Source organism: Cupriavidus sp. 10L43_2 (assembly GCF_056395265.1).
Window position 1 is genome coordinate 109,513 of sequence record NZ_JBFTJE010000009.1, and the last position, 22,126, is coordinate 131,638.

At 67.7% G+C, this 22,126-nt stretch carries 12 protein-coding genes; all 12 read right to left on the reverse strand.

From position 1 onward, the window contains the following. Positions 1–10: 10 nt before the first annotated feature. Positions 11–7,402, reverse strand: coding sequence for a beta strand repeat-containing protein (locus AC1DEL_RS15135; RefSeq protein ID WP_477126330.1), 7,392 nt, complete (start codon positions 7,400–7,402; stop codon positions 11–13). Between the two features lie 61 nt (positions 7,403–7,463). Beyond that, complete coding sequence (locus AC1DEL_RS15140; protein ID WP_477126331.1) at positions 7,464–8,270, reverse strand: peptidylprolyl isomerase; 807 nt, start codon at positions 8,268–8,270, stop codon at positions 7,464–7,466. A gap of 11 nt (positions 8,271–8,281) precedes the next feature. Then, positions 8,282–10,036, reverse strand: a complete 1,755-nt coding sequence (locus tag AC1DEL_RS15145; RefSeq protein WP_477110773.1) for a ShlB/FhaC/HecB family hemolysin secretion/activation protein — start codon at positions 10,034–10,036, stop codon at positions 8,282–8,284. Continuing rightward, positions 10,021–12,411 (reverse strand): two-partner secretion domain-containing protein, encoded by a 2,391-nt coding sequence (locus AC1DEL_RS15150; protein ID WP_477126332.1) that lies wholly within the window; start codon positions 12,409–12,411, stop codon positions 10,021–10,023. The genes AC1DEL_RS15145 and AC1DEL_RS15150 overlap by 16 nt, the downstream gene beginning before the upstream one ends. Before the next feature lie 418 nt (positions 12,412–12,829). Beyond that, entirely contained in the window at positions 12,830–13,576 is a 747-nt protein-coding gene (locus AC1DEL_RS15155) for a hypothetical protein (RefSeq protein ID WP_092289323.1), read from the reverse strand. Between the two features lie 70 nt (positions 13,577–13,646). Continuing rightward, positions 13,647–14,474 carry a M55 family metallopeptidase gene (locus AC1DEL_RS15160; protein ID WP_477113824.1) on the reverse strand — a complete coding sequence of 276 codons (828 nt, stop codon included), beginning with the start codon at positions 14,472–14,474 and terminating at the stop codon, positions 13,647–13,649. 1 nt (position 14,475) lies between these two features. After that, positions 14,476–15,504 (reverse strand): DmpA family aminopeptidase, encoded by a 1,029-nt coding sequence (locus tag AC1DEL_RS15165; RefSeq protein ID WP_477126333.1) that lies wholly within the window; start codon positions 15,502–15,504, stop codon positions 14,476–14,478. Between the two features lie 7 nt (positions 15,505–15,511). Beyond that, entirely contained in the window at positions 15,512–16,417 is a 906-nt protein-coding gene (gene gsiD, locus AC1DEL_RS15170) for a glutathione ABC transporter permease GsiD (protein ID WP_477110771.1), read from the reverse strand. Between the two features lie 9 nt (positions 16,418–16,426). Then, a complete protein-coding gene (gene gsiC, locus AC1DEL_RS15175) occupies positions 16,427–17,347 on the reverse strand; it encodes a glutathione ABC transporter permease GsiC (protein ID WP_092289330.1) in 921 nt (306 codons plus the stop codon). 193 nt (positions 17,348–17,540) lie between these two features. Beyond that, complete coding sequence (gene gsiB, locus AC1DEL_RS15180) at positions 17,541–19,097, reverse strand: glutathione ABC transporter substrate-binding protein GsiB (protein ID WP_477159108.1); 1,557 nt, start codon at positions 19,095–19,097, stop codon at positions 17,541–17,543. A gap of 66 nt (positions 19,098–19,163) precedes the next feature. Next, a complete protein-coding gene (locus tag AC1DEL_RS15185; protein ID WP_441645280.1) occupies positions 19,164–21,056 on the reverse strand; it encodes a dipeptide ABC transporter ATP-binding protein in 1,893 nt (630 codons plus the stop codon). An 89-nt stretch (positions 21,057–21,145) separates the two neighbouring features. Next, complete coding sequence (locus AC1DEL_RS15190; protein ID WP_092289336.1) at positions 21,146–22,120, reverse strand: isoaspartyl peptidase/L-asparaginase family protein; 975 nt, start codon at positions 22,118–22,120, stop codon at positions 21,146–21,148. Positions 22,121–22,126 lie beyond the last annotated feature (6 nt).

Consider the following 22,126-nt stretch of genomic DNA (forward strand, 5'->3'; position numbering starts at 1 on the left):
AATATTTTCCTCACTTCGTTATTGGAAAATGCGACTGTGAATTCGGCAAAGTTTTTCCAGTATATGGATCAACTCCTTGCGGCTTTGGCTGAGCCGAGTTTTCATATTTTACATATCCATCCGGATAGCCCGGACTCGCCCCCCTCGGTTGAGTCGGATCCATAATCCGTATCGTTGAAACTTTCCCATTTTCACCGCCCGCCCCTCCCGTGAACGCTACGCCGGTTTGATTGCCCCCTGGGTTCAAGACTGGGGTGGGACCGGTTGCGCCGTTGGGAACTGGGTAGACAGTCCCTCCTGACGAAACGATGAAGTTCGGTGCACCGCCCTTCGCACCGCCAAGGACCAACGGGCTCGGCCCAACCATCGGGGGCGCGACTCCGTTGCCCGAATTGGGGACCGTGCCTGCCTGACCAAACGCACGCCGCTGCTGCTCAAGCAGTTTGCGCACTTCGTCAGGAACCGTTGGCTTCTTTGAACCGCTCGTCGCATTGTTCAGCGCCTCATTCTGCGCTGCCATCCCGGCGGAGGTAACATCGGCGCCCAACAGTGCGCCAGTCGCTCCTCCAATCAGCGTCGCAAGCCCAACCGTCAGAGCCTGCCGAACCTTGTCATCGCTGTAGTTGACGACATTGCTGCCCGCGTAGACTTCGTCCCGAATCAATGGGGCCGCAATGGCACTCGCCGCGCCGCCGATCGCGCCTCCTGCACAATCACCACCTGTAAGGCCCTGCGCAGCACACCCCACCAGCGCATGTCCCAATACATTGGTCAGGATCGTCGAGGAGTCCGAGCCCGGCATGCCAATGCCCGGCGCGCTTACTCCCACGGCGTTGGCCCCAACTGCTGCCGCATCCCTTACCAGCCCACCCACGAACGCCTGCCCAAAGCTTCCGCCATAGGCCACGGTGTTCACGCCCGCGCTGATCGCCGAGCGGACTACGCTTGCTTCGACATAACTCCCCAAGTTCGCCTGCACAGCGGTCCAGTCGCCCTTGGCAATATTGTCGCCAAAGCTTGCCACCCCGGGAGAGCTGAGGTCCAAAGCTCCCATCGCGCCTTGGGTCAGGCCGGCCGTTAGGCCGGATACCGCGCCCGCTTTCAGCGCGGCGCCGAGGTTGAGCGAGCCCGTGGTAATGACCTGCGTCACCATGCTGGACAACGTACCGGCAACCAAGCCGGAGATCGCCGCCGATAGCGCGACGCCCATCACGGAACCGGCAAACGTCGCACCAAATGCCGCTGTGACAACAACCGCCCCCGCCCCAGCCGTAACAATCGAAATCGCCACCGCCGCGACCATCGCCACGATCTGGCCGATGATGCCGAAGCCCTTCTTTTCCTTGATAAACCGGGTGTGGATGTCGTCCTGGAGCGTGTCCTCGGTGTAGTTCAGCCCGAGGCTTTCCGTCAGTTGCGCCACCAGCGCCGCGCTGGCTTCCTCGTCCACGGTGCCGTCGGCGCGGGTGATGCGGAAGGCGTCGTTCACTGCGTGGATCGTGCCGGCGTCGATGTCCATGCGCATCGCCGACAGGAACCCGCCCGGCTGCACCACCGTGCCCGTCACCACATTCCAGCCGCCCTGCGCCTTGTACGCATTCGTGCCGATGTCCACCACGTTCGGGCTCAGGTCCAGGCTGCCCGCCTTCACCTGCAACAAGTCACCGGCCGTGATCTGACCGCTGTTGCGCAGTTGCCCGTCGATGTCCAGGCTGACGTTCTGCCCGCTGATCGTGCCGCCGTTGGGCGTCGCCAGCGCCTGGACGTAGCCGTCCGGCAGGTAGACCTGCGGCACCAGCGCGTTCACGCTGCCGCAGGCCGTGCTGGCCACCGTGCAGCGCGGGTCCGGGACGGCCTGCTCCACGTACCAGAGCATCGGCTTGTCCAGCGCGTGCATCTGTTCGTCGGTCAGCGCCGTGCCCAGCGCTATGCTGTGCTCTTTGGCGTAGTCCGCCGCGTTCTTGTACAGCGCCAGCTTCTCCTGGTCATCGACCGAGAGATTGTTCTGGCTGTCCCATGCCAGCCCGCTGACGAAGCTGTCCTGCCCGGTCTGCTGCAACGCGGCCTGATTCAACTTCTGCGATTCGGTGTACGGGTCGTAGTAGAACGTGACGTTGCCCGGCCGCAGTTCCGGCGGCAACTGGCCCAGCAGGCTATCCGGCGTCACGCCGGCCAGCACGCCCGTCGCCGGGTTCGGGTTGACGTATTGGGCACGGCCGCCGGTGTTCGTCGGCGCTGTCAGCGGCGTGCCGTCCGGCTTGGCGTTGAAGTGCCAGTCAACGGTGGCCGGCCCACCCGCCGTGGGCGCGGCAGGCGTCGCCACGATGACTGGGGTGAATTGCCACGGTTCGGTCGGGTCCGGTGTCGGCGTCGGCGTCGCGGGCGGCAGCGAGCCGGCCGGCACCGGCGGCGGGCCGAGTGAAATGACTTGAGTCGGCGGGGCCGCCGGGGGCGTCGGCTGGTTCGGGCTTGTGATGCCGTTGACCATCGCGGCGCCGGTGATGTCCACCGCCGCACCCAACAGGTTGCCGGTATTGACGATCTGGCCGCCCGAACTCACGGACAACGCATTGCCGGCCTGGATACCCGAGGCAATGTTGCCGATGGCGGCCCGGCCGCCGGTATCGTGCCAGCGGTCGCCGCCACTGCGGTCTTCCTGCCAGCGACCAACCCAGTCCGCATTGAGCGCGATGGCCGTGTTGTCCACGCCGCCGGTGGCTTGCACGCTGACATTGCGGCCGCCGCTGATCAGCGCGCCGTGGTTGTTGACGCTGCCGCCCTGAATGAAGACATCGCGCGCGCCACTGATGACCGCCGCCGGCCCTGCCGCCGCGTCCTCCATCGCTGAGCACTGGCTGTTCCCATAGGTGCCGCCGGGGTTGCAGCCGCCCGCATAGGACGGATTCTGGCCACCGTAGCTCTTGCGCAATTGCACCGGGTCGAGCGAGGTGTTGACCAGCGACGCCGCCGTAATCGACACATCGCCCGAAAGCGACTGGATGGCGCCGGCCTGGTTCGTGACCGTGCCGCCCGCCGTGATGTCCACGTTGCCCTGGGCGGCGAGCGTGCCGCTAAGGTTCCTGACATTCGCCGCGTTGATGGTCAGCGTCTGGCCCGCCGCCACCGTGCTAGGCGTCTGCTGCCACGTGACGGACTGGACCGTCGGCGCGCTGTCGTCCGGGCAATCGGCACCCGGCACGCACCCCTGGCGGGTAGTCACCTGGATGTCATGGACGCCCTGGTTGGTAAACGTGCCGGGCGTGGTAATGGTCACCTTGCCCGCCGCAGCCAAGTCCCCGGCATTGGTCAGGTCACCGGTGCCAGTCAGGGCGAGGTTGCCCCCCGCCGTGATCTGGCCGGCCTTGCCAAGCTGGTAGATGGTCGAGGACTGGGTGGGCGCGCCGACAGCTGAGTTATCTGCGGCCGTTCCAATGTTCATCGGAAACGCCGTCACCGGCGGCGCGCCACAGTTATCGCCCTGGCAACCCGGCGAGGGGGTGCCAAACACCGTCTGGGTCGTGCCGGGGATGGTGCCGTCTACACGCTCCCCAATACTTTTGAGCTGCGCGAGGAACGCGCTCAGTTCCCCCGCATTCACTTGGTCCGTCACGCTGCTGACCAGCGTGGCGGATCGGCCGTTGTCGAGAGCCCCCACGTTCAGCGTCAGGTCACCGCCCGCCGAGATCGCGCCACCCTTGTTGGAGAGCGATGTGGCGGCGATGTCGAGCTTGCCCCGGCTGATGATCTGGCCGGCCACGCCATCCGTCTGGCTGACGATGGTGCGGTCCACCGTGGGCAGGGCCAGCAGCGGATTCCCCGGCACGGGTGCGTTCGGGCCCACGTGCCACATGGGCAGGTAGACCACGCCAGCGTCCCCGCCGCTGTAGTACGGCACATAGCCGATGACCGGTGAAATCGACGTCCCATCGGCAGTCCGGGTCAGATCGCCAATGCGGATATCCAGCGGATTGCCGAGTTCGTTGCCGGTACAGGCGTCGCAATAGCCACCAGCCAATGGCCGATAGCTGCCGATCACTGTCGAGTCCAGCAGCGCGTCGTTCGTCACCTTGCCGGTCGTGCTGCCGGCATCTACCGGTCCGGTTCGGTCATTGACCACCACCCCGGCAGCGATATGCATGTCGCGGTTCGCTCCGAGCACGCCACCGGTGTTCGACACCGTCCCGGCAATGTCGACCTTCACGTCGCGGTTGGCCTGCGTCTTCGCGCCCGTGTTGTCGTAATTCGAACCCGTGACGACGATGTCGCCCAGCGCCTCCGCCACGCCACGGTTGGTCACGTTGCCGTCCAACGCGAGGTTACCGTTGGCGTGCATCGTGCCGGTATTGGACAGATTGCCGGCCGACAGCGAGACATTGCTGCCGCCCACGATCTGCCCGGTGTTGGTCAGCGTACCGCCCGTGGCCAGCGACAGGTCGCCGGCCTTCTGGATCGTGCCGCTGTTGGTGATGCCCTGGCTGGCATTGAGCACCCCGCTGCCGCCCGGCACGGTCCAGGTACCGGTATTGTTGATGGCCAGCGCGCCCAGCGTCAGCGTGCCGTTGGCGTTGAGGCTGCCGGTGCTCGTTGCCGATGGGTCGAAGACCTGGTTCAGCGCGTTGACCGTCAGGTTGTTGCCCGCCAGGATCTGACCGCTCGCGTTATTGAAACTGCCGTTGCCGCCCAATACCGTGAAACCGAGATTGCCCGTCAGCGGGCTCTGGCCGGTCAGGTCGCCCGCGAACAGCGTGCCGCCCTGGTTCGCGGCCAGGGTGCCGGCGGTTACGTCGAGGCGCTGCGCACCGGCGATCAGCCCGTACGCGTTGTCGAGCGCCCCGGTCACGGTGGCGTCTACGGTCTGGCCGCCGATGGTGCCCCGATTCGTCAGGTTGCCGACGTTGAACGCCGCCGCGTTGCCGGCCATCGTGCCGGTATTGATGACGGCACCACCGCCCACGCTCAGGGTCTGTACCGCAGCGGTGACACCCTGGTTGACGATGGTTGCCCCGCTCAACGAGACGTTCGTGCCCGTGCTGTTCCCGGACAGGGTCAGCGCGCGCGTGGCGCCAGCGTCCAGCTTGCCGTTCACGGCGTTGCCGTTCACGGCGTTGCCGTTGCCGGTGGCCCCCGCGCCGATCGTCACGTCATTGCCGCGCAGCGTGGCGTCGCCGCCAATCCACGTCAGATCGCTCACTTTCGCCGAGCCGCCCGCCGCCACGCCGAGGTTGCCGCCCACGAGCGTGCTTCCCGACATGGTCACGTTCTGCGCGCCGCTCACCGTGGCGTTGCCGAGGCTGGTCAGCGCGCCGCTGACCGTCGCCGATCCGCCCGCAGCCGTCAGCGTCGTATTGCCACCGCTGGACAGGCTGCCCGCCACGACGGCRCTCCCGCCCGCGCCGATATCCGCTTCGCCATCGCTGGTCAAGGCACCCTGGATCGCCACATTGCCTTGCGTCGCGCGGATGCGGGTGTCGCCGGCGCTTTGCGCCTGGCCGCCCACGGTGACGTCGCGGGAAGCGGTCAGCGTCAGGCCCGCGTTGCTACCAATCTCCCCGCTCGTGCTGATGCTGCCATTCTGCGCCGTCACGTTCAGCGCACCGGTAGACAGCACCTGCCCGCCCAACGCCGCGTCTGTGCCGGCCGTCACCGTCAGCGTGCCCGGCGACACCACGTTGCCGCTGGTGGTCACGCTGCCAGTGACACCCGTCAGCGCGACGTTACCCGCCGTACTGCCGGCGGCGCCGCGAATCGTCAGGTTGCGTTGCGATGCCAGGTCGAGGTCTCCGGCCGACACCGCGTTGCCGTCGATCAGGGTGTCGCGTGCCGCCTGCAACCGGATCGCGCCCGGCGACGTCACGTCGCCGCCGAGCCGAATATCACCGCGCCCGTCCTGCCCCGCCGCCTTCACGAGCACGGTGGCGCCATTGACGGCGCCGCCAACGTCCACGCTGGCAGCGGCATCCAGCGTCACCGCCTCCGCCGCCTTCACGCCGCCGGCGCCGTTGATCGCGCCGCCAGCCGTGACGGTCAGCGCCCGACCCGACTCCAGCGTACCGCCCAGCGTGACATCCCCACCCGCCTGAGCCGTGTAGCCCGCCTCTGCCTGGCCGTTGCCCGACGCCACGATCGCGCCGCCCGCGTTGAGCGCCGCCGCCTGCTTGGCATAGGTGCTGCCTACTTTGAGATTGCCAGCCGAGTCGATGGTCAGATTGCCGGCCGATGCCGCCAGGTTGCCATCGGCGCGCACGCCCACGCCCGCCGTCGTGCTGATGATGTGGATCTGGCCGGCGTTCATCGCACCAAATGCCGTGGCATCAATCGCCAGCCCGTTGCTCGCGCTGGAATTGGAGGCGGCGCTATTCGCCCCGGCGGCGGCAGTGGTAAAGCCATCGCCCAGCGGCGTCACCAACTGGCGGCCGGCCACCACGTTGATCTGCTTGCCCGCGTTCAGCGCGGCGTCAATGCCGATCGACTCGCCAATCAGATTGATGTTGCCGACCGTGCCCTCGATGCCCGTGGCAGCGCTGCCCGGGTTGGGATTGCCGATCCGGATCCTGCCGCCTTCCACCAGGAAGCCCGCCGTGGCGGCGGTGTCGAAGCTCGTGATGGTGCCGGCAGCGGACAGCCATTGCGGCGTGCCGGTGGTCAGCGTGACCTGGCTGGTATTGGTGAAGCCCGCGCCATTGGTGTAGACGCCGCCGGGCGCGGCAATCACGAGCCCTGCCGCCGCACCGAAGATCTCCACGGTGCCGTTGATCTGCGCCGGCGCGCTGCTGGTGACCTGGTTGACGATCAGCCGCGCCGGCCCCGACGCGGCCAGATTGGCATTGCCGGCAACCTGCCCGCCCAGGAAAGCGCCACCGCCGGTCGCACTATTGTTCAGGATCAGGCCGATGGGATCGACGACAAACGTGCGGTACTGGTTGAGCGAGATGCCCTGCGCGTTCGGCGTGGTGATGCCGACGACCGGTACGCCGCCATCGGGCGCACCGGGTCCCGTGGTCACGGAAATCGATGGCGTAAAGCGCACCGGCGCGTTCGGATCGGTAATCGGCGCGGCCAGCGCCTCCGCCGGGCCAAAGCGCAGCAGCACCGGCAGCTTCGACACGGCCCAGCGCAGCAGCCCTTGCCGCACCGCGCCGCCGTGCACGGCCAGTGCATCGACCTCCGTCGCCCCCGCCGCCAGCGCGCCCGCCGCCTGCCGCGCTTGCTGCAGGGTGATCTGCACCGGCCCAAGCCACAACGTGACGGCCACCGTCGCCGCCACCGCCCGTGCAAGCAGGCTGCGCCGGCCCCGCTCGGCCAGCGAAGCTGGCTCCCGCGTATCCGTCGGGACGGTCGCGGCGGTCGGGGCGTGAATGTTCAGGGCGTGGGCGGACGGCGTGGCCGAGCGGTCGCGTTGCATGGCGTTCCTACGATTTCTTCCAGGGGGCGGCAATGACGGGGTTACTGACGATGGCGGCAGGTCACTGGGTGATCTTTGCCTTGGTCAGCAGGCCGGTGACCAGGGCCACCGTGGCGCGCTCGAGCGCCTGCGCCTGCAGTGCCTGCCGGATCCCCGGCGCCGCCGCGTCATACGACGGCACCTGCGTCGGGCGCAAGGCGTCCACCTTGACGAGGTAGCGACGGGCGTTCCAGGTCACGGCGTTTGGGCTCACCCCACCCGCCGGCAGCGTGGAAATGGCCTCGGCAATCGGCAGCGGCAGGCTTTGCGTATGGCCTTCCTGCGCGGGCACCTTGAAGCTGATCCAGTCCAGCGCCCCGCCACTGGTGCGGGTGGGTGCCAGGCTCATGTCCTGGGCAACCTTGGCGAAGTCCTCGCCGGCCTTGATCCGTGCCAGCGCCTTCACGGCCGCCGCATCGTCGGCCAGCTCGATCACACGCGCCTTGTACTCCATGGCGCCCAGCGACGCCGCGATGGCGTCGTACCGCGCGCGGACCTGCGCATCGGTCACCGGCTCGGGCTTGATCCGATCCTTGAGCCATGCCTGCGTCAGGATCTGATTGCGGGCCTCCCGCAGCTGGGTCTGCACCTCCGGGCGGGCTTCCAGCGCCTTGTCCTTGCTGGCTTCCTGCCGGAACAACTCGCGCGCGATCAACTGCTGCTTGATCGCCTCGCGCGACTGAGGCGTGTCTGGCAGGCCAGCCGCCTTTGCTGCCTCGACGATGGCGGCATCGGAAATCGTCACGCCATTGACCGTTGCGGCGTGGGCAACATGGAGGCCGAGTGCCAGAACGACGCCGGCAGCGAGGCGGGAGAGAATCGGTTGCATGGTTTGGGTTCCTAGTAAATCCAGTTCAGCGTGGCCAGCAGGACGGTCCGCTTGGGGCCGAGGTTCGCGGGCTGGGCCAGTGGCGCGCCAGCCAGCAGTTCCCCGCTCAGGGTCTGGCCGGCCCATTGGGCCGACAGGCGAACGCCTGCCCCGGCGCCAGCCACCGCTTGCCATTGGCGGGTGGCCACGTACTGGGCCTCGCCGCCGTCGAGAAAGAGATAGGGTTCGATGCGGATGCCGGCCACGACGGGCGCATTGGCCCAGGCCAGTTCGTTGCGCAGATAGGCGCCGCGATCCCCGGCAATCACGCCTTCCCGGAAGCCGCGCACGGTGCTCATGCCCCCGGCGTAGATCTGCTCCGAGCCGAATAGCGCGACGTTGGTCCATTGGCCCGAGAGTTGGGCGCGCCACGCGAGCACCGCCCCGCCGCCCACCGGCGGGAGCGGCAGTTGCAGCGTGGTGCTGGCATCGAGCTTGTTGAACTGGGCGTGCGCCTCGTCATGGCGGATATCGGACGGATCGCGCGTGGCGTGCAGTGAGGTCAGGCCACGCGAGTACCCGGCGTCGGCTGTCACGTAGCCCTGCATGCCATTGGCGGCAAAGCGCCACAGGCCGTTCCAGCCGGCGCGCAGCACGGTCAGCCGCTGCGGATCGAGTTGCAGGTTGTTGATTTCGCGCTCGCTCTTGCGCCACGTCAGGGTCAAGTCGAGCGCCTGCCGGCCGGTCTGACCGCGCGTGATCACGCGGTTCCAGCCGAAGGTATGACCGATGCTGCGGCCGTAGAGCAACGCCGTATCACCGATGGTGTTCTGGTACTCCGACAGCGATGCCGTGTAGCTGAACGTGTTGTAGCCGAATGGCAGCGCCGCCGAGGCCACGGCGGCATTGGTGTCGGTGGTGCCGACATAACTGGCCGAGAACGACTCCTGCAGCCCCAACGCGTTGTCCGCATCCATGCCGAGGCGCGTGCGGGCGATGCCCGTGCTGCGGCTGCCGTAGTTATCCACGCCGGCGTTGAACCGGAAGCGGTCGCCGGGCGGATTCGTCAGCGCCACGACCGACCCGCCCGGGGTCTGGCCCGGCAGGATCTGCATTTCCGCGCGATTGCGGCGCAGGCGGTTGATCTGGTCGACGCCCTGTTCCAGGTCGGGCAGGCGCAGGGTGTCGTCTGGCGCCGGAAACTGCCAGGCCGTGCCGGCATCCGTCACCCAGCCGCCACCCACCGTATCGAACAGTGGCGCGCTGCCAGGCCGGAGCGTGCGGCCATTGAGCTGGAGGGCTTCCACCTTCCCCGTCACGACGGTCACCACCAGCACCCCGCTGGCGAGGTTCTGCTCGCCAAGGTAGGCGCGCGTGGTGATGTAGCCACGGGCCACGAACGCCTCCGTGAAGCGGCGCAGGAGCAGGTTGATCCGGTTCGTGCCAAGCGCCCGGCCGACGAAAGGTGCGGTAATGGCCGCGACTTCGGCATCGGCCAGCACCGTGTTGCCCACCACATCGATCCGTGCGATGTCGAAGGTGGCCGAAGTCTCCGCCACGTCCTCGACGCGCGCGTCGGGCGCCACCACGACGCCACTGTCGATGCGGGCCGGCGGCTGCGTCGCCTCGCGCTCGAGGTCGCGCTGGCGCTGCTCCCGCAGCAAACGCTGGGCGGGGTCTTCCGGAACGATGGGGCCCGGCGGCAGCGCCTGCGCCCAGGCCGCCGTGGCGGCCGTCCAGGCTGCCGCCCATGCCACTGCGTGCCGGGTGCTCATCGCCATGCCCATGACGTCAGCCCCACATGGCTTTCGATGCTGACCGGGTCCTGCTGGCGGGGCCGCACCACCGTGGTGTTCCCGGCCACCGTCACGTCACCGTCCAGGCTACCGCCATCGATCACGGCGTCGCCGCTCAGGCGCGTGCGGCCCGTGGCCATCCAGCTTCCGCCCACGTCCATGGCATAGAGCCGCGCCCAGGTGTCACCGAAGAACACCTTGAAACCGCGGTCCCGGGCGATCGCCGTGTAGCCGGTAACACCAGTGGCATAGGTGAGCGGCGCGTTGACCGTGAGGTCGCCCACCGCCAGCACGCGCCCGCCGATGTTCTCGGCCACGCGGCCCGCCGTGATGTCGATATCGCCGCCGGCGGACAGCAGCCCACCGCTGACGGTCGTCGTCGAGGACGCCGAAGTCCGGCACACGATCATGCACGTGCGCGAGAGGTGCGCGGCGCCGCTGGTGACGCCTTCTGTCCGGAACGTGTCGGCCGCCTTGATAACGATCGATCCGTTGTTGGCGTAGATGTTGCCCCCGGTATTGATCACATTGCGCCCACTCAGCGTGGTGCCGGTCTCGGAAAGCAGGTAGGCGGTCTGGTCCGGGCGGTCTACCGTCCCGTAGTCGATATCGAAGGTATCGCTGCGCTTCGACAGCACCAGCCAGCGCCGCCCGGAGGATGCGCCGATAACGGGCTGTTCGGCGTTGGCGCCATCGGACTTGGTGATGGCGTTGACGAGGTCGCCAGCGGCGGTCACTTCGAGCCGGGCGTTGGACAGCATCCGCGCGTGGCGGTTGATGACGTCGCCGCCGGAGCGCACCACGACGTCGTCGTTGACGCCGAAGAGGATGGCGAGGGAATCGGGCGTCGATTCGTTGCGGAGCGAGCCTCCGGTTTGCACCGTGACCGCGCCGAGGGACGCCGCCGTATCCTGAATGCGCGTCTGGCCCTGCACCAGCGCGCCCAGGTTGACCATGTCGCCATCGGCCTGCACGAGCACGCCACCGCTGCGGGCGACGACGGTGGACTGGCCTGCTGCCGACTCGAGTCCGATCGATCCGGCGTGCAGCCTGATGTCGGTGGCGGCCAGGATGTCGCTGTCACGCAGGGCAAAACGCCCGGCGGCGTCGATGTTGGCGGCGCCGCCCACGGACGTCAGCACCGTTCCATCGAGTGCCACGTCATGGGCGCCGACGATCAGGTGCCCGCCTGCCGAGGCGCGCGTGCCGGTCAATTGCATGGCCGTGCCCGCGTCAAAAAGGCCGATGCCGCCGCTGGCATCGAGCGTCGTATCGGCCAGCCGTACCGGTTCGGTATGGACCTGGCCGCTGGCGCCGATCACGATGTCCCCGGCTCCCTTGGAGCCGGCCCGGATCGCGGCATTGGCCAACTCCACCCGGTCTGAAGCCACCGACACATGCCGCCCCGCCTCCACCGTTCCCGTGCCCCGCAAGCCACCGCTGGCTACCACCACGTCGCGATTGGCCTCGATACGGCCCGATGCGAGCCGCAGGTCGCCGCTCCCCGACACAACGAAATCGCCGGCGGTCGCATAGGCCGCGCCAGCATGCCGCACGCCGGCGCCCTGGTCCGTCACCATCAGTTCGATCCGGCCAGCCATCAGGCTGCCTGCGGCCGTGATATCGAGCGCAATGCCATTCGCCGGGGTGGCGGACGGCGCGCTGTAGGCAATCCAGGGGGACAGGTTGTCGGTTGGGGAAACGCTGGCGTCGATCTCGGCATGGCTGTCACCCACCACTGCGCGGACGCGCGCGTTGGCATCCGCATACAGGTTCTCGACCTTGCCGGCGATGCGCAATTGCTTGGCGATCAGCTCCAGGTTCAGCAGCGTGCCGGACAGCCCGCCGGGGCCAATGTCGATGGCGCCCTGACGCGTATTCAGCACGAGGTTGCGCTGCAACTGTCCGTTGACCGTGAAATCGTTGAACGTGACCTGCCCCGTGGTCAGCGCCAGGTTGCCCATGTTCCGCGCCACCATGCCGTTGACGCTGATGCCGTTGGGATTGGCGATCACGACGTTCGCGCGGGGGCCCAGCACGCTGAGCTGGCCCTCGAGCAGGGACGGATTGGTGCCGGTGACCTGGTTGAGGATGGTGCGTGCGCGCGCCGCCGCGTTGTCGAGATCGACCCCGGCACGCGGCACGTTGAATTCGCGGTAGGTATTGGCGGAAACGCCGCCCACGGCGCCGGCCACGCCGACCGTGATGCGGCCATTGGCGCCCGTGACGGCCGTGGTGGCAGTGCCGCCGTCCGGCACAACGCCGGCGGCAAGGCAGTGCGCGGCCAGTGCGAACTGGCTCAGACCCGTGACCCATCCGGCCACCCCACGCGGCAGCCAGGCAAAATTCCCCCGTACTCGATACAACGACCTGCTCCCTTCTTTCTTATCCTGTGCTGCGCATGTGACGAACGCAGCGGCTATCGGGGCCGGAAGATAACAAAGGCGGGATCTGCCTCAAATAGCCGATCGGCTAAAAGCACCCGCGTCGTGGGCGGAGTGCAACGTTGCAATTTGAGGCAATTTCGTAATTTTTAAGGGAGAAGTAAGCAGGATTAAATTCAAGCCGCACCGCGCACAGCAATGCGTGAACACCCCACATCTCACGCCTGACGCCAGTTACATCACGACATGAGGTTAAGGATGATGTGCGGCGTGCCGTTATCTGTCGATGCGGGGGATTGCACCTTGTCGAAAGACGTCCGAGCGCCCACGCCGCCCCTCCCCCACCGACGAGGGAGGTACCCCCCTCAATCGTGGGATTTGCAGAGCCGCGCCTCCCCCCCTAGAACAACTCCCCCTCCCCACCCCCACTCGGCCAGGCCGACCGGAATGCGTGGGGATGCATAACGACCCCTGCCGCGTCCAGCTGGGCCGTGGATAGCACGAGGTGGCGCGCCAGCCAGTCGTGGAGGCTGCGCAGGAAGCGGATGTTGTCGAGGTTGTTCGAGGCGGCGATCAGGCGTTCCAGCTTCACGTGGGCCGTGTAGACGTCGAGCAGGTTCAGCATGCGGAGCTTGGCTGGCGTGGCGGCGCTGCGTTCGATGGCCAGCACGCGCGTCACTTGCGCGTTGGAGAGCGCCCCGCCCTGGGCGATCTGCTGGTAGAGGTCTTCCAGCGCCGGGAAGCGCACCGTGGGCTGCACGCGTGGCACGGCGGCCACCTTCTCCATGCGTAGCACCACGTAGCGCGTGGCGGCGTTGCGGCGGGCGAGTTCCTGCTCGGCGGCGGTGGCCTTGCGGCTGCGGCGCGGGGGCGGGATGTCGGTGAAATCGGGGAGGCGCGGCACGGCGTCGCGCTCGGTGTAGTCGGGCACCTGTTCAAGCCAGGCCGGCTCGGGCAGCGCGGCGCGGGCACAGTCGGCGCCGAAGGGGTATTCGTGGCCATCCGGCCCGCGCAGGATATAGGCGTGGCCCTCGGGAAAGCCGTGGTGGCGGCCGCCCTTGGCGCCGCGCGCGTGGCAGCGGGTGTTGGCGGGATCGACGAAATCCTTGCGAACGGGAATCCAGCCGCCGGGCGGGGCCTGCTTCATGGTGACGAGGGGTAAATCCGGGGAACGGGCGCTATTGTCGCACCGCCCGCCCCGCCGCCACCATTTATCGTTACTTCAGCATGAAGGCCATGGCCGAGCAGCAGTTCAGCATGCGCACGGCGGCCTGCACGGTGGGCGCCGTGAAGGCCAGCGTCACGCCGTCCACGCGCTCGAAGGTCGGCCACTGGCAGAACAGGTCGGCGTAGGCGGAGGACATGGTTTGCAGCCGGCAGTTGACCGGGCCGGCCAGTTCCAGGCAGCGGGCCTCGGGATGGGCGATGGCATTGCGCGTCACGGCCTCCGCCGCGTGGGCGATGGCATCGCGCGCAGTCGTCGGTGACAGCGTGGTGCCGCTGCCCTGCCCGCCCGCCGTCTTGGTCTGCACGTAGCGCACCCAGGGCATCAGCGGCTGGGTTTCGGCGATGAACACGTCGTCGCCGCTGGCCAGCAGCACGGGCACGTCGAACTCGCCGGCCAGTGCGGCATAGATGCCCGCCTCGCCCAGCTCCAGCCCGTTGAACCAGACCCGTGCGAAGGCGCTGCTGTTGATGGTGTGCGCCAGCACGCCCCGGCCCTGTGCGCGGCTGTGATAGCCGATCATGAACACGCCGTCGCAGTCGTGCTCCACGCCGGCCATCATGCTCAGGTAGCGCGGCTTGCCGAGCACCAGTTGCGCACGCGGGTCGATCTGGTCCGGCAGCAGGTTGCGGAAGCCGCCGTGCGAGTCGTTGACCAGCACCTCGGTGGCGCCGCCCGCGAAGGCGCCCTGCACCGCCGCGTTCGCCTCGGCCGTCATCCAGGCGCGGGCGCGCTCGTACTCGCCATTGCCGGCGCGCGTCTGCTCGGTGTGGAATACGCCCGCCACGCCTTCGATATCGGCGGAAATCAGAATCTTCATATCAGGTCTCGGAGAGATCCGGCAGCAGCTCGCGCAGCGCCGCGCGGTGGTGGCCGTCGCGGCCGGTCACTGGCTCGGCATGCCAGAGGGCGTGGACGATGGCCTGCTCCACGCTGTCGGCGGCGGCCCGGAACAGCGGGTCGAGCCGCGATTCGTGGACCATCGGCACGGCAGGCATCGGCACATCGGCCAGATGGGGCACGGTGTAGGCCGTGGAAAAGGCCAGCGCGATGTCGCCGGAGCCATGGCCGAAGACCGACCCGGTACGCGCGAGGCCGGTGCCGGCGCGCAGCGCCAGGCGCCGAAGCTGCCGGGCGTCGAGCGGCGCATCGGTGGCCACGACCATGATGATCGAGCCCTTCTCCGTCTCGGTCTTGGCAGCCAGACGCTCGGCCAGCCTGGAACCCACGGCCTGGCCCGCATAGATCAGCGACTCGGCCGTGCCGAAGTTCGACAGCACCATCGCGCCGACGGTATACCCACCCGCCAGACGTGACGCCGTGCCGATGCCACCCTTCACCCCGAACGACGACATCCCGCGCCCGGCCCCCACGGCGCCCTGCGCCACCTCGGCCCCGGCAGCCGCCAGCGCCCCGGCGTAGTCGGCTTCCTGCACCGCCATCGCCTGGATATCGTTCAGGTAGCCGTCATTGCATTCGAAAACCAGCGGATTGACCGTGGGCCAGCCGCGCCCGATCTCGGGGTTCTCCGCAATCGCCGCGCGGATCTGCGCCTGCGCCACGGTCCCCACGCTGAACGTGTTGGTCAGCGCGATGGGCGTCTCCAGCACGCCCAGTTCCTCCACCTGCACCAGCCCGATGCTCTTGCCGAAGCCATTGAGCACCACAGCCGCCGCCGGCACCTTGTGGGTGTAGACGTTGCCGGCGTGCGGGCGGATCACGGTCACGCCGGTCTGGCGGGCGCCGTCCGCCAGCGTGCGATGACCGACGCGCACGCCCGGCACATCGGTGATCGCGTTGCGGGAGCCGGCCGGCAGGTTGCCGACCACGGGGGGCGCGTTGGCGGTCATGCGGGCATCACCGGCGGTCGATCTTCGGATCGAGGGCGTCGCGCAGCCCGTCGCCGAGCAGGTTGAACGCCAGCACGGTCAGGAAGATGGCCAGGCTCGGGAAGATGGCCACGTGCGGCGCGGTGACCATGTCGGCGCGCGCCTCGTTGAGCATCGCGCCCCATTCCGGGGTGGGCGGCTGGGCGCCGAGGCCCAGGAACGACAGCCCGGCGGCCGTGATAATCGACGTGCCGATCCGCATCGAGAAATACACCACGATGGACGACACCGTACCCGGCAGGATGTGCCGCATCAGGATGGTCCAGTCGGACGCCCCGATACTCCTGGCCGCCTCCACATAGGTCAGCCCCTTGAGCATCAGCGTGTTGCCGCGCACCAGCCGCGCGAACGCCGGCACGCTGAACACGGCCACGGCGAAGATCACGTTGGTCATGCCATTGCCGAGGATGGCCACGATGCCGATCGCAAGCAGGATGCCCGGGAACGCGAACAGCACGTCCGACAGGCGCGTCACGATGCGGTCCCACCAGCCCTCGTAGTAGCCCGCCATCAGGCCCAGCACGGTGCCGATGATGGCGCCGATGATGACCGAGAAGAAGCCGGCCGCCAGCGAGATGCGCGTGCCGGCCAGGATGCGGCTGAAGATGTCGCGGCCGAGCGAGTCCACCCCCATCCAGTGGGCGGCGGACGGCCCGGCGTTCAGCGCGTCGTAGTCGAAGAAGTTCTCGGGGTCGTAGGGGACGATGTACGGCGCCAGCACCGCAATCACCACCAGCATCAGCACGAAGGCGCCGGCCACCAGGGCCAGGTGCTGCTTGCGGAACTTGCGCCAGAACTCGGTCCAGGGCGTGCGGACGGCCTCCGGGACGGTACTGGGGGATGCTGCCGCGGCGGGCGTGGAAAGCTCAGTCATGCCGGCCTCTTACTTGTAGCGGATGGTGGGATTGATCACGGTGTAGAGCATGTCCACCACCAGGTTGATCAGGATGAATTCGAGCGAGAACAGCAGCACCTCGGCCTGGATGACCGGGTAGTCGCGCATTTCCACGGCGTCCACCAGCAGGCGGCCCAGGCCGGGCCAGTTGAACACCTTCTCGACCAGGATGGAGCCGCCCAGCAGGAAGCCGAACTGCAGGCCCATCATCGTCACGACCGGGATCATCGCGTTGCGCAGCGTGTGCTTGATGACCACCACGGTCTCGCGCACGCCCTTGGCCCGGGCGGTACGCACGAAATCTTCCTGCAGCACCTCGATGAACGAGGCCCGCGTGAAGCGCGCCATCACGGCGGCCACGGCGGCGCCCAGCGTCAGCGAGGGCAGGATGTAGTGCTTCCAGCTATCGGCGCCAATCGACGGCAGCCAGCCCAGTTGCACCGAGAAGACCTCCATCAGCAGCATGCCGAGCGCGAAGGCCGGGAACGAGATGCCCGACACCGCCAGCGTCATGCCGAGCCGGTCCGGCCATTTGTTGCGCCACACCGCCGAGCCAATGCCGATGGCCATGCCGAAGATGACTGCCCAGACCATCGACGAGAGCGTCAGGTACAGCGTGGGCAGGAAGCGCTCGCCAATCTCCTCGGAGACCGGGCGCTTGGTGCGCAGCGAGGTGCCGAATTCCCCCTGCAGCGCGTTGGTGAAGAAGCGCACGAACTGCTCGGGCATCGGGCGATCCAGTCCCAGGTCCTTGCGCACCAGTTCGACGGTGGCCATGTCGGCTTCAGGGCCGGCGGCCAGCCGCGCCGGGTCACCGGGCAGCATGTGGACGAACAGGAACACCAGCACTGCCACGAGCAGCAGTGTCGGGATCACGCCCAGGAATCGTTTGAGGAAGTAATTCAGCATCTGGCTACCAGGAATTGAGACCGCGGGCCACCCGCCCATGCCCCCGCATCTCGGGCGGGCGGCCAACACGGCTTACTGCGTACGACTGTAAGGACGACTTACCGCGACTACAGCTACCACTTCGGCGGCGCTTGGTGGCGCCGTCTTTATATTTGCGCCCCTCCCCCGCAAGCGGGAGAGGGGCGCAAAACGCTTACTGCTTGATGTCGATCTCGTCGAAGTTGAACGAGCCGTCAGGCATCACGTAGGCGCCGCTCAGGCGCTTGGAACGCGCGAACAGCACCTTCTCCGTGATCAGGAACGCCCACGGGGCATCCTTCCAGATCCGTTCCTGGGCGTCCTTGTACAGCCTGGCCTTCTCGGCGCGGTCCGTCGTGCGCAGCGCGCCGGCGATGTCCGCATCGACCTGGTCGTTCTTGTAGTACGCCGTGTTCAGCAGCTTCGGCGGCATCGATTCCGAGGCCAGCAGCGGGCGCAGCGCCCAGTCCGACTCGCCCGTCGACGACGACCAGCCCACGTAGTACAGGCGCACGCCGGCGTCCTCAGGCTTCTGCACCGACTCCACGCGCTCCACGCGCTGGCCGGCTTCCAGGGCCTGCACCTGCGCCTTGATGCCCACCTGTTGCAGCTGCTGCTGCACGAACTGGATCACCTTCTGCGCCGTGGTGTGGTTGTAGGCCGACCACAGCGTGGTCTCGAAGCCGTTCGGGTAGCCGGCTTCCTTCAGCAGCTCGCGCGCCTTGGCCGGGTCATACGGCCACGGGCCCAGCTTCTCGGCGAAGTCCACGCCCGGCGGCACCACGCCCTGGGCCGGCACGGCGTAGCCGGCGAAGGCCACCTTGGCCAGCGCTTCCTTGTTGATGGCGTAGTTGATGGCCTGGCGCACCTTCGGGTCATTGAACGGCTTGACCTGGGTGTTGAACGACACATAGCGCTGGATGATCGACGGACCGTCGATCAGGTCCACCTTCGGGCTGGCCTTCAGCACGGCGGCCTGCTCGAACGGAATGCTGAACGCGAAGTCCGCCTCGCCCGTCTGCATCACGGCCGAGCGGGTGTTGTTGTCCACCACCGGCTTCCAGGTGATGGTGTCGATCTTCGGGTAGCCCGTCTTCCAGTAGCCGGCAAACTTCTTGCCCTTCAGGTAGTCGGTCTGCTTCCATTCGACGAACTCGAACGGGCCCGTGCCCACCGGGTGGAAGGCGATTTCCTTGCCGTACTTCTTCAGCGCGGTCGGGCTGATCATCACGGCCGACGGGTGGGCCAGCACGTTGATGAACGGCGAGAACTGCTCCTTCAGCGTGATCTTGACCGTGGCCGGGTCCACCACCTCGGTCTTGGCCACGCGGTTGAACAGCGTGTAGCGCTTGAGCTTGTTGGCCGGATCGGTCACGCGGTCCAGGTTGGCCTTGACGGCGGTGGCGTCGAAGGTGGTGCCGTCGTGGAACTTGATGCCCTTCTTGAGCTTGATCGTGTAGACCAGGCCGTCCTTGGTCACGTCGTAGCTGTCAGCCAGCACGTTGACCAGCTTCAGGTCCTTGTCGAAGCCGAACAGGCCCTGGTAGAACGACTTCACGGCTGCCTGCGACAGCGTGTCGTTGGCATCGTACGGATCGAGCGTGGTGAACGTCGAGTACACGGCCATCACGGCGTCCTTGGCCGCGAACGCCGGGCTGGCGCCCAGCATGCCAATCGCGCTCATCGCCACGGCGCCGGCGATCAGGCGCGRCGAAACCATACGGGTAGACATATTTCTCTTCTCCTGTTGGAAAAAATCAGTACTGCGTGATGACTAGACTCAAGACTTGATAAAGGCTCAATACGCGCCGCCAACCGGGTGCCGGGCCACGAAGTGCCCGTGCGCGCCGCTGCCGGCCACCGCCACCAGTGGCTGCACCACCGGCTCGTCGCCCACTGCACGGATCGGGCTGGGGATTTCATCAGAAAGCGGCTCGCGCTTCACATGGCGGCGCGCCGGATCGGCAATCGGCACCGCCGACATCAGCTTCTTCGTATACGGGTGCTGCGGATTCTCGAAAATCGCGCGGCGCGGGCCGATCTCGACGATCTGGCCCAGATACATCACGGCCACGCGATGGCTCACGCGCTCCACCACGGCCATATCGTGGGAGATGAACAGGAAGGCGACGCCAAGCTCGCGCTGGAGGTCGAGCATCAGGTTCACGATTTGTGCCTGAATCGACACATCCAGGGCGGACACCGATTCGTCGGCCACCACCACCTTGGGGTTCAGCGCCAGCGCCCGTGCAATACAGATGCGCTGGCGTTGGCCGCCCGAGAACTCGTGCGGATAGCGCGAGGCGTGGGCGGGCGTCAGGCCCACCTTTTCGAGCAGCCACGCCACGCGGGCTTCGGCTTCGCGGCCGCTGGCCACCTTGTGCACCAGCAGCGGCTCCATGATCGAGTAACCCACCGGCACGCGCGGATCGAGCGAGGCGAACGGGTCCTGGAAGATGAACTGGATATTGCGGCGCAGCGCCTGCAGCGCCGGGCCCTGCATCTGGCTGATGTTCTGGCCGGCGAACTCGATCGTGCCGCTCTGGGCATCCACCAGACGCAGCAGCGAGCGGCCCGTGGTGGACTTGCCGCAGCCSGATTCGCCCACCAGCGCCAGCGTCTCGCCCGGGTACAGGTCGAAGCTGACCTGCTCCACCGCATGCACGCGGCGCGTGACCCGGCCGAACAGGCCGCCCGGGACGTCGAAGCGGGTGACCAGATCGCGCACGCGCAGGATCGGCTCGGCGCCGGCGTGGACGGTGTCCTGCGGCACCTCGGCCTCGGGCGCGGCCACGTCGTTCACCTGCACCAGCGGGAACTTGGCCGGCAGATCCTTGCCGGACATCGCCCCGAGCTTCGGCACGGCGGAGAGCAGCGCGCGCGTGTACGGGTGAGCCGGCGCGTGGAAGACCTCGTCGGAGGTGCCCTCCTCGACCTTCTCGCCCCGATACATCACCAGCACGCGGTCGGCCACTTCGGCCACCACGCCCATGTCGTGGGTGATGAAGACCACGCCCATGTCCATCTCGGACTGGAGGTTGCGGATCAGTTGCAGGATTTCGGCCTGGATGGTCACGTCCAGCGCCGTGGTCGGCTCATCGGCAATCAGCAGCGCCGGCTTGCACGACAGCGCCATGGCAATCATCACGCGCTGGCGCATGCCGCCGGAGAGCTGGTGCGGATAGCGGTCCAGCACGCGGCGCGCCTCGGGAATGCGTACGAGTTCGAGCATGCGCAGCGCCTCGGCGCGCGCGGCAGCCTTGTTCTTGCCCTGATGCAGCCGGATCGATTCGGCGATCTGCTCGCCCACCGGGAATACCGGGTTCAGCGAGGTCATCGGCTCCTGGAAGATCATCGCCACGTCCGAGCCGCGCACGGAACGCAGGGCGGCATCGGGCGCGCGAGCCAGGTCCAGCACCTCGCCGCCGCGCCGGCGCAGCAGCATGCTGCCGTTGGCGATCTTGCCGCCGCCATGCTCCACCAGCCGCATCAGCGCCAGCGACGTGACCGACTTGCCCGAGCCGGACTCGCCCACCACGGCCAGCGTCTCGCCGCGATCGACGTGGAAAGAGAGGTTGCGCACGGCCTCGACGGTCCGCTCCGAGGTGGCGAAGCGGACGGACAGGTTGTCCACCGCGACGACGCGTTCAGGGGGAAGTACGAGGTTTCGATGCGTAGAGGTGTTGGCCATGCGACTTGTCCGATGTGCTGCGATTGCTGCGTTCTACTGCGATTTGCTACGAAAGACTTCGAATTTGCGGGGCTGCGGGCTGACGACGATCAACCGTAGATCAGCACGCTGACAGGCTCGCCCACGCGCGCCACGCCGCGGTACATGCCCTCGGTGTTGAACGGCAGCGTGACGTTGCCCTGCCGATCCACGGCAATCAGGCCGCCCCGGCCCTGAATGGCGACCAGCTTCTCCATCACCACGCGGCGCGCCGATTCTTCCAGCGACAGCCCGGCGTAGCGCATCTGCGCGGACACATCGTGCGCGGCCACGGTGCGGATGAACATCTCGCCGGTGCCGGTGGCGGACACGGCCGCCACGTCATCGGCATAGCAGCCGGCGCCGAACACGGGCGTATCGCCCACGCGGCCCACCTGCTTGTTGGTCACGCCGCCGGTAGAGGTGGCGGCAGCCAGGTTGCCCTGGGCGTCGCAAGCCACCGCGCCCACCGTGCCGAACTTCTTGTCCGGATCGATCGGATCGGTGCCAGCTTGCGCCGCCTTCGCTGCCAGCGCCGCCGCGTCGTGGTCGAGCAAGGCCATGCCGGTGCTCGCCTGCGCGCGCTGCCACTGGTCGTGGCGGGCCTGCGTGAAGTAATAGTCGGGGGAGACGAGTTCGAGCCCCTGCGCCTCGGCAAACGCCTCGGCGCCGTCGGCGGCGAACAGCACGTGCTCGCTGTGCTCCAGCACGGCCCGCGCGGCCAGCACCGGGTTGCGCACGCGCGTCACGCAGGCCACGGCGCCAGCGTTGCGCGTGGCGCCGTCCATCACGGCGGCGTCCAGCTCGAACGTCCCGGCGTGGGTCAGCACGGCGCCCTTGCCGGCGTTGAACAGCGGGCAGTCCTCAAGCAGGCGCACCGCTTCGGTCACGGCGTCGAGCGCGCTGCCGCCCTCGGCCAGCACGCGTTGGCCGGCCAGCAGCACCTGCTCCAGCGCAGCGATGTATTCGCGTTCACGGTTGGCATCCATGGCGGCACGGGTAATCGTGCCGGCGCCGCCGTGGATGGCAATGACAGCCTGGGTCATGACAGC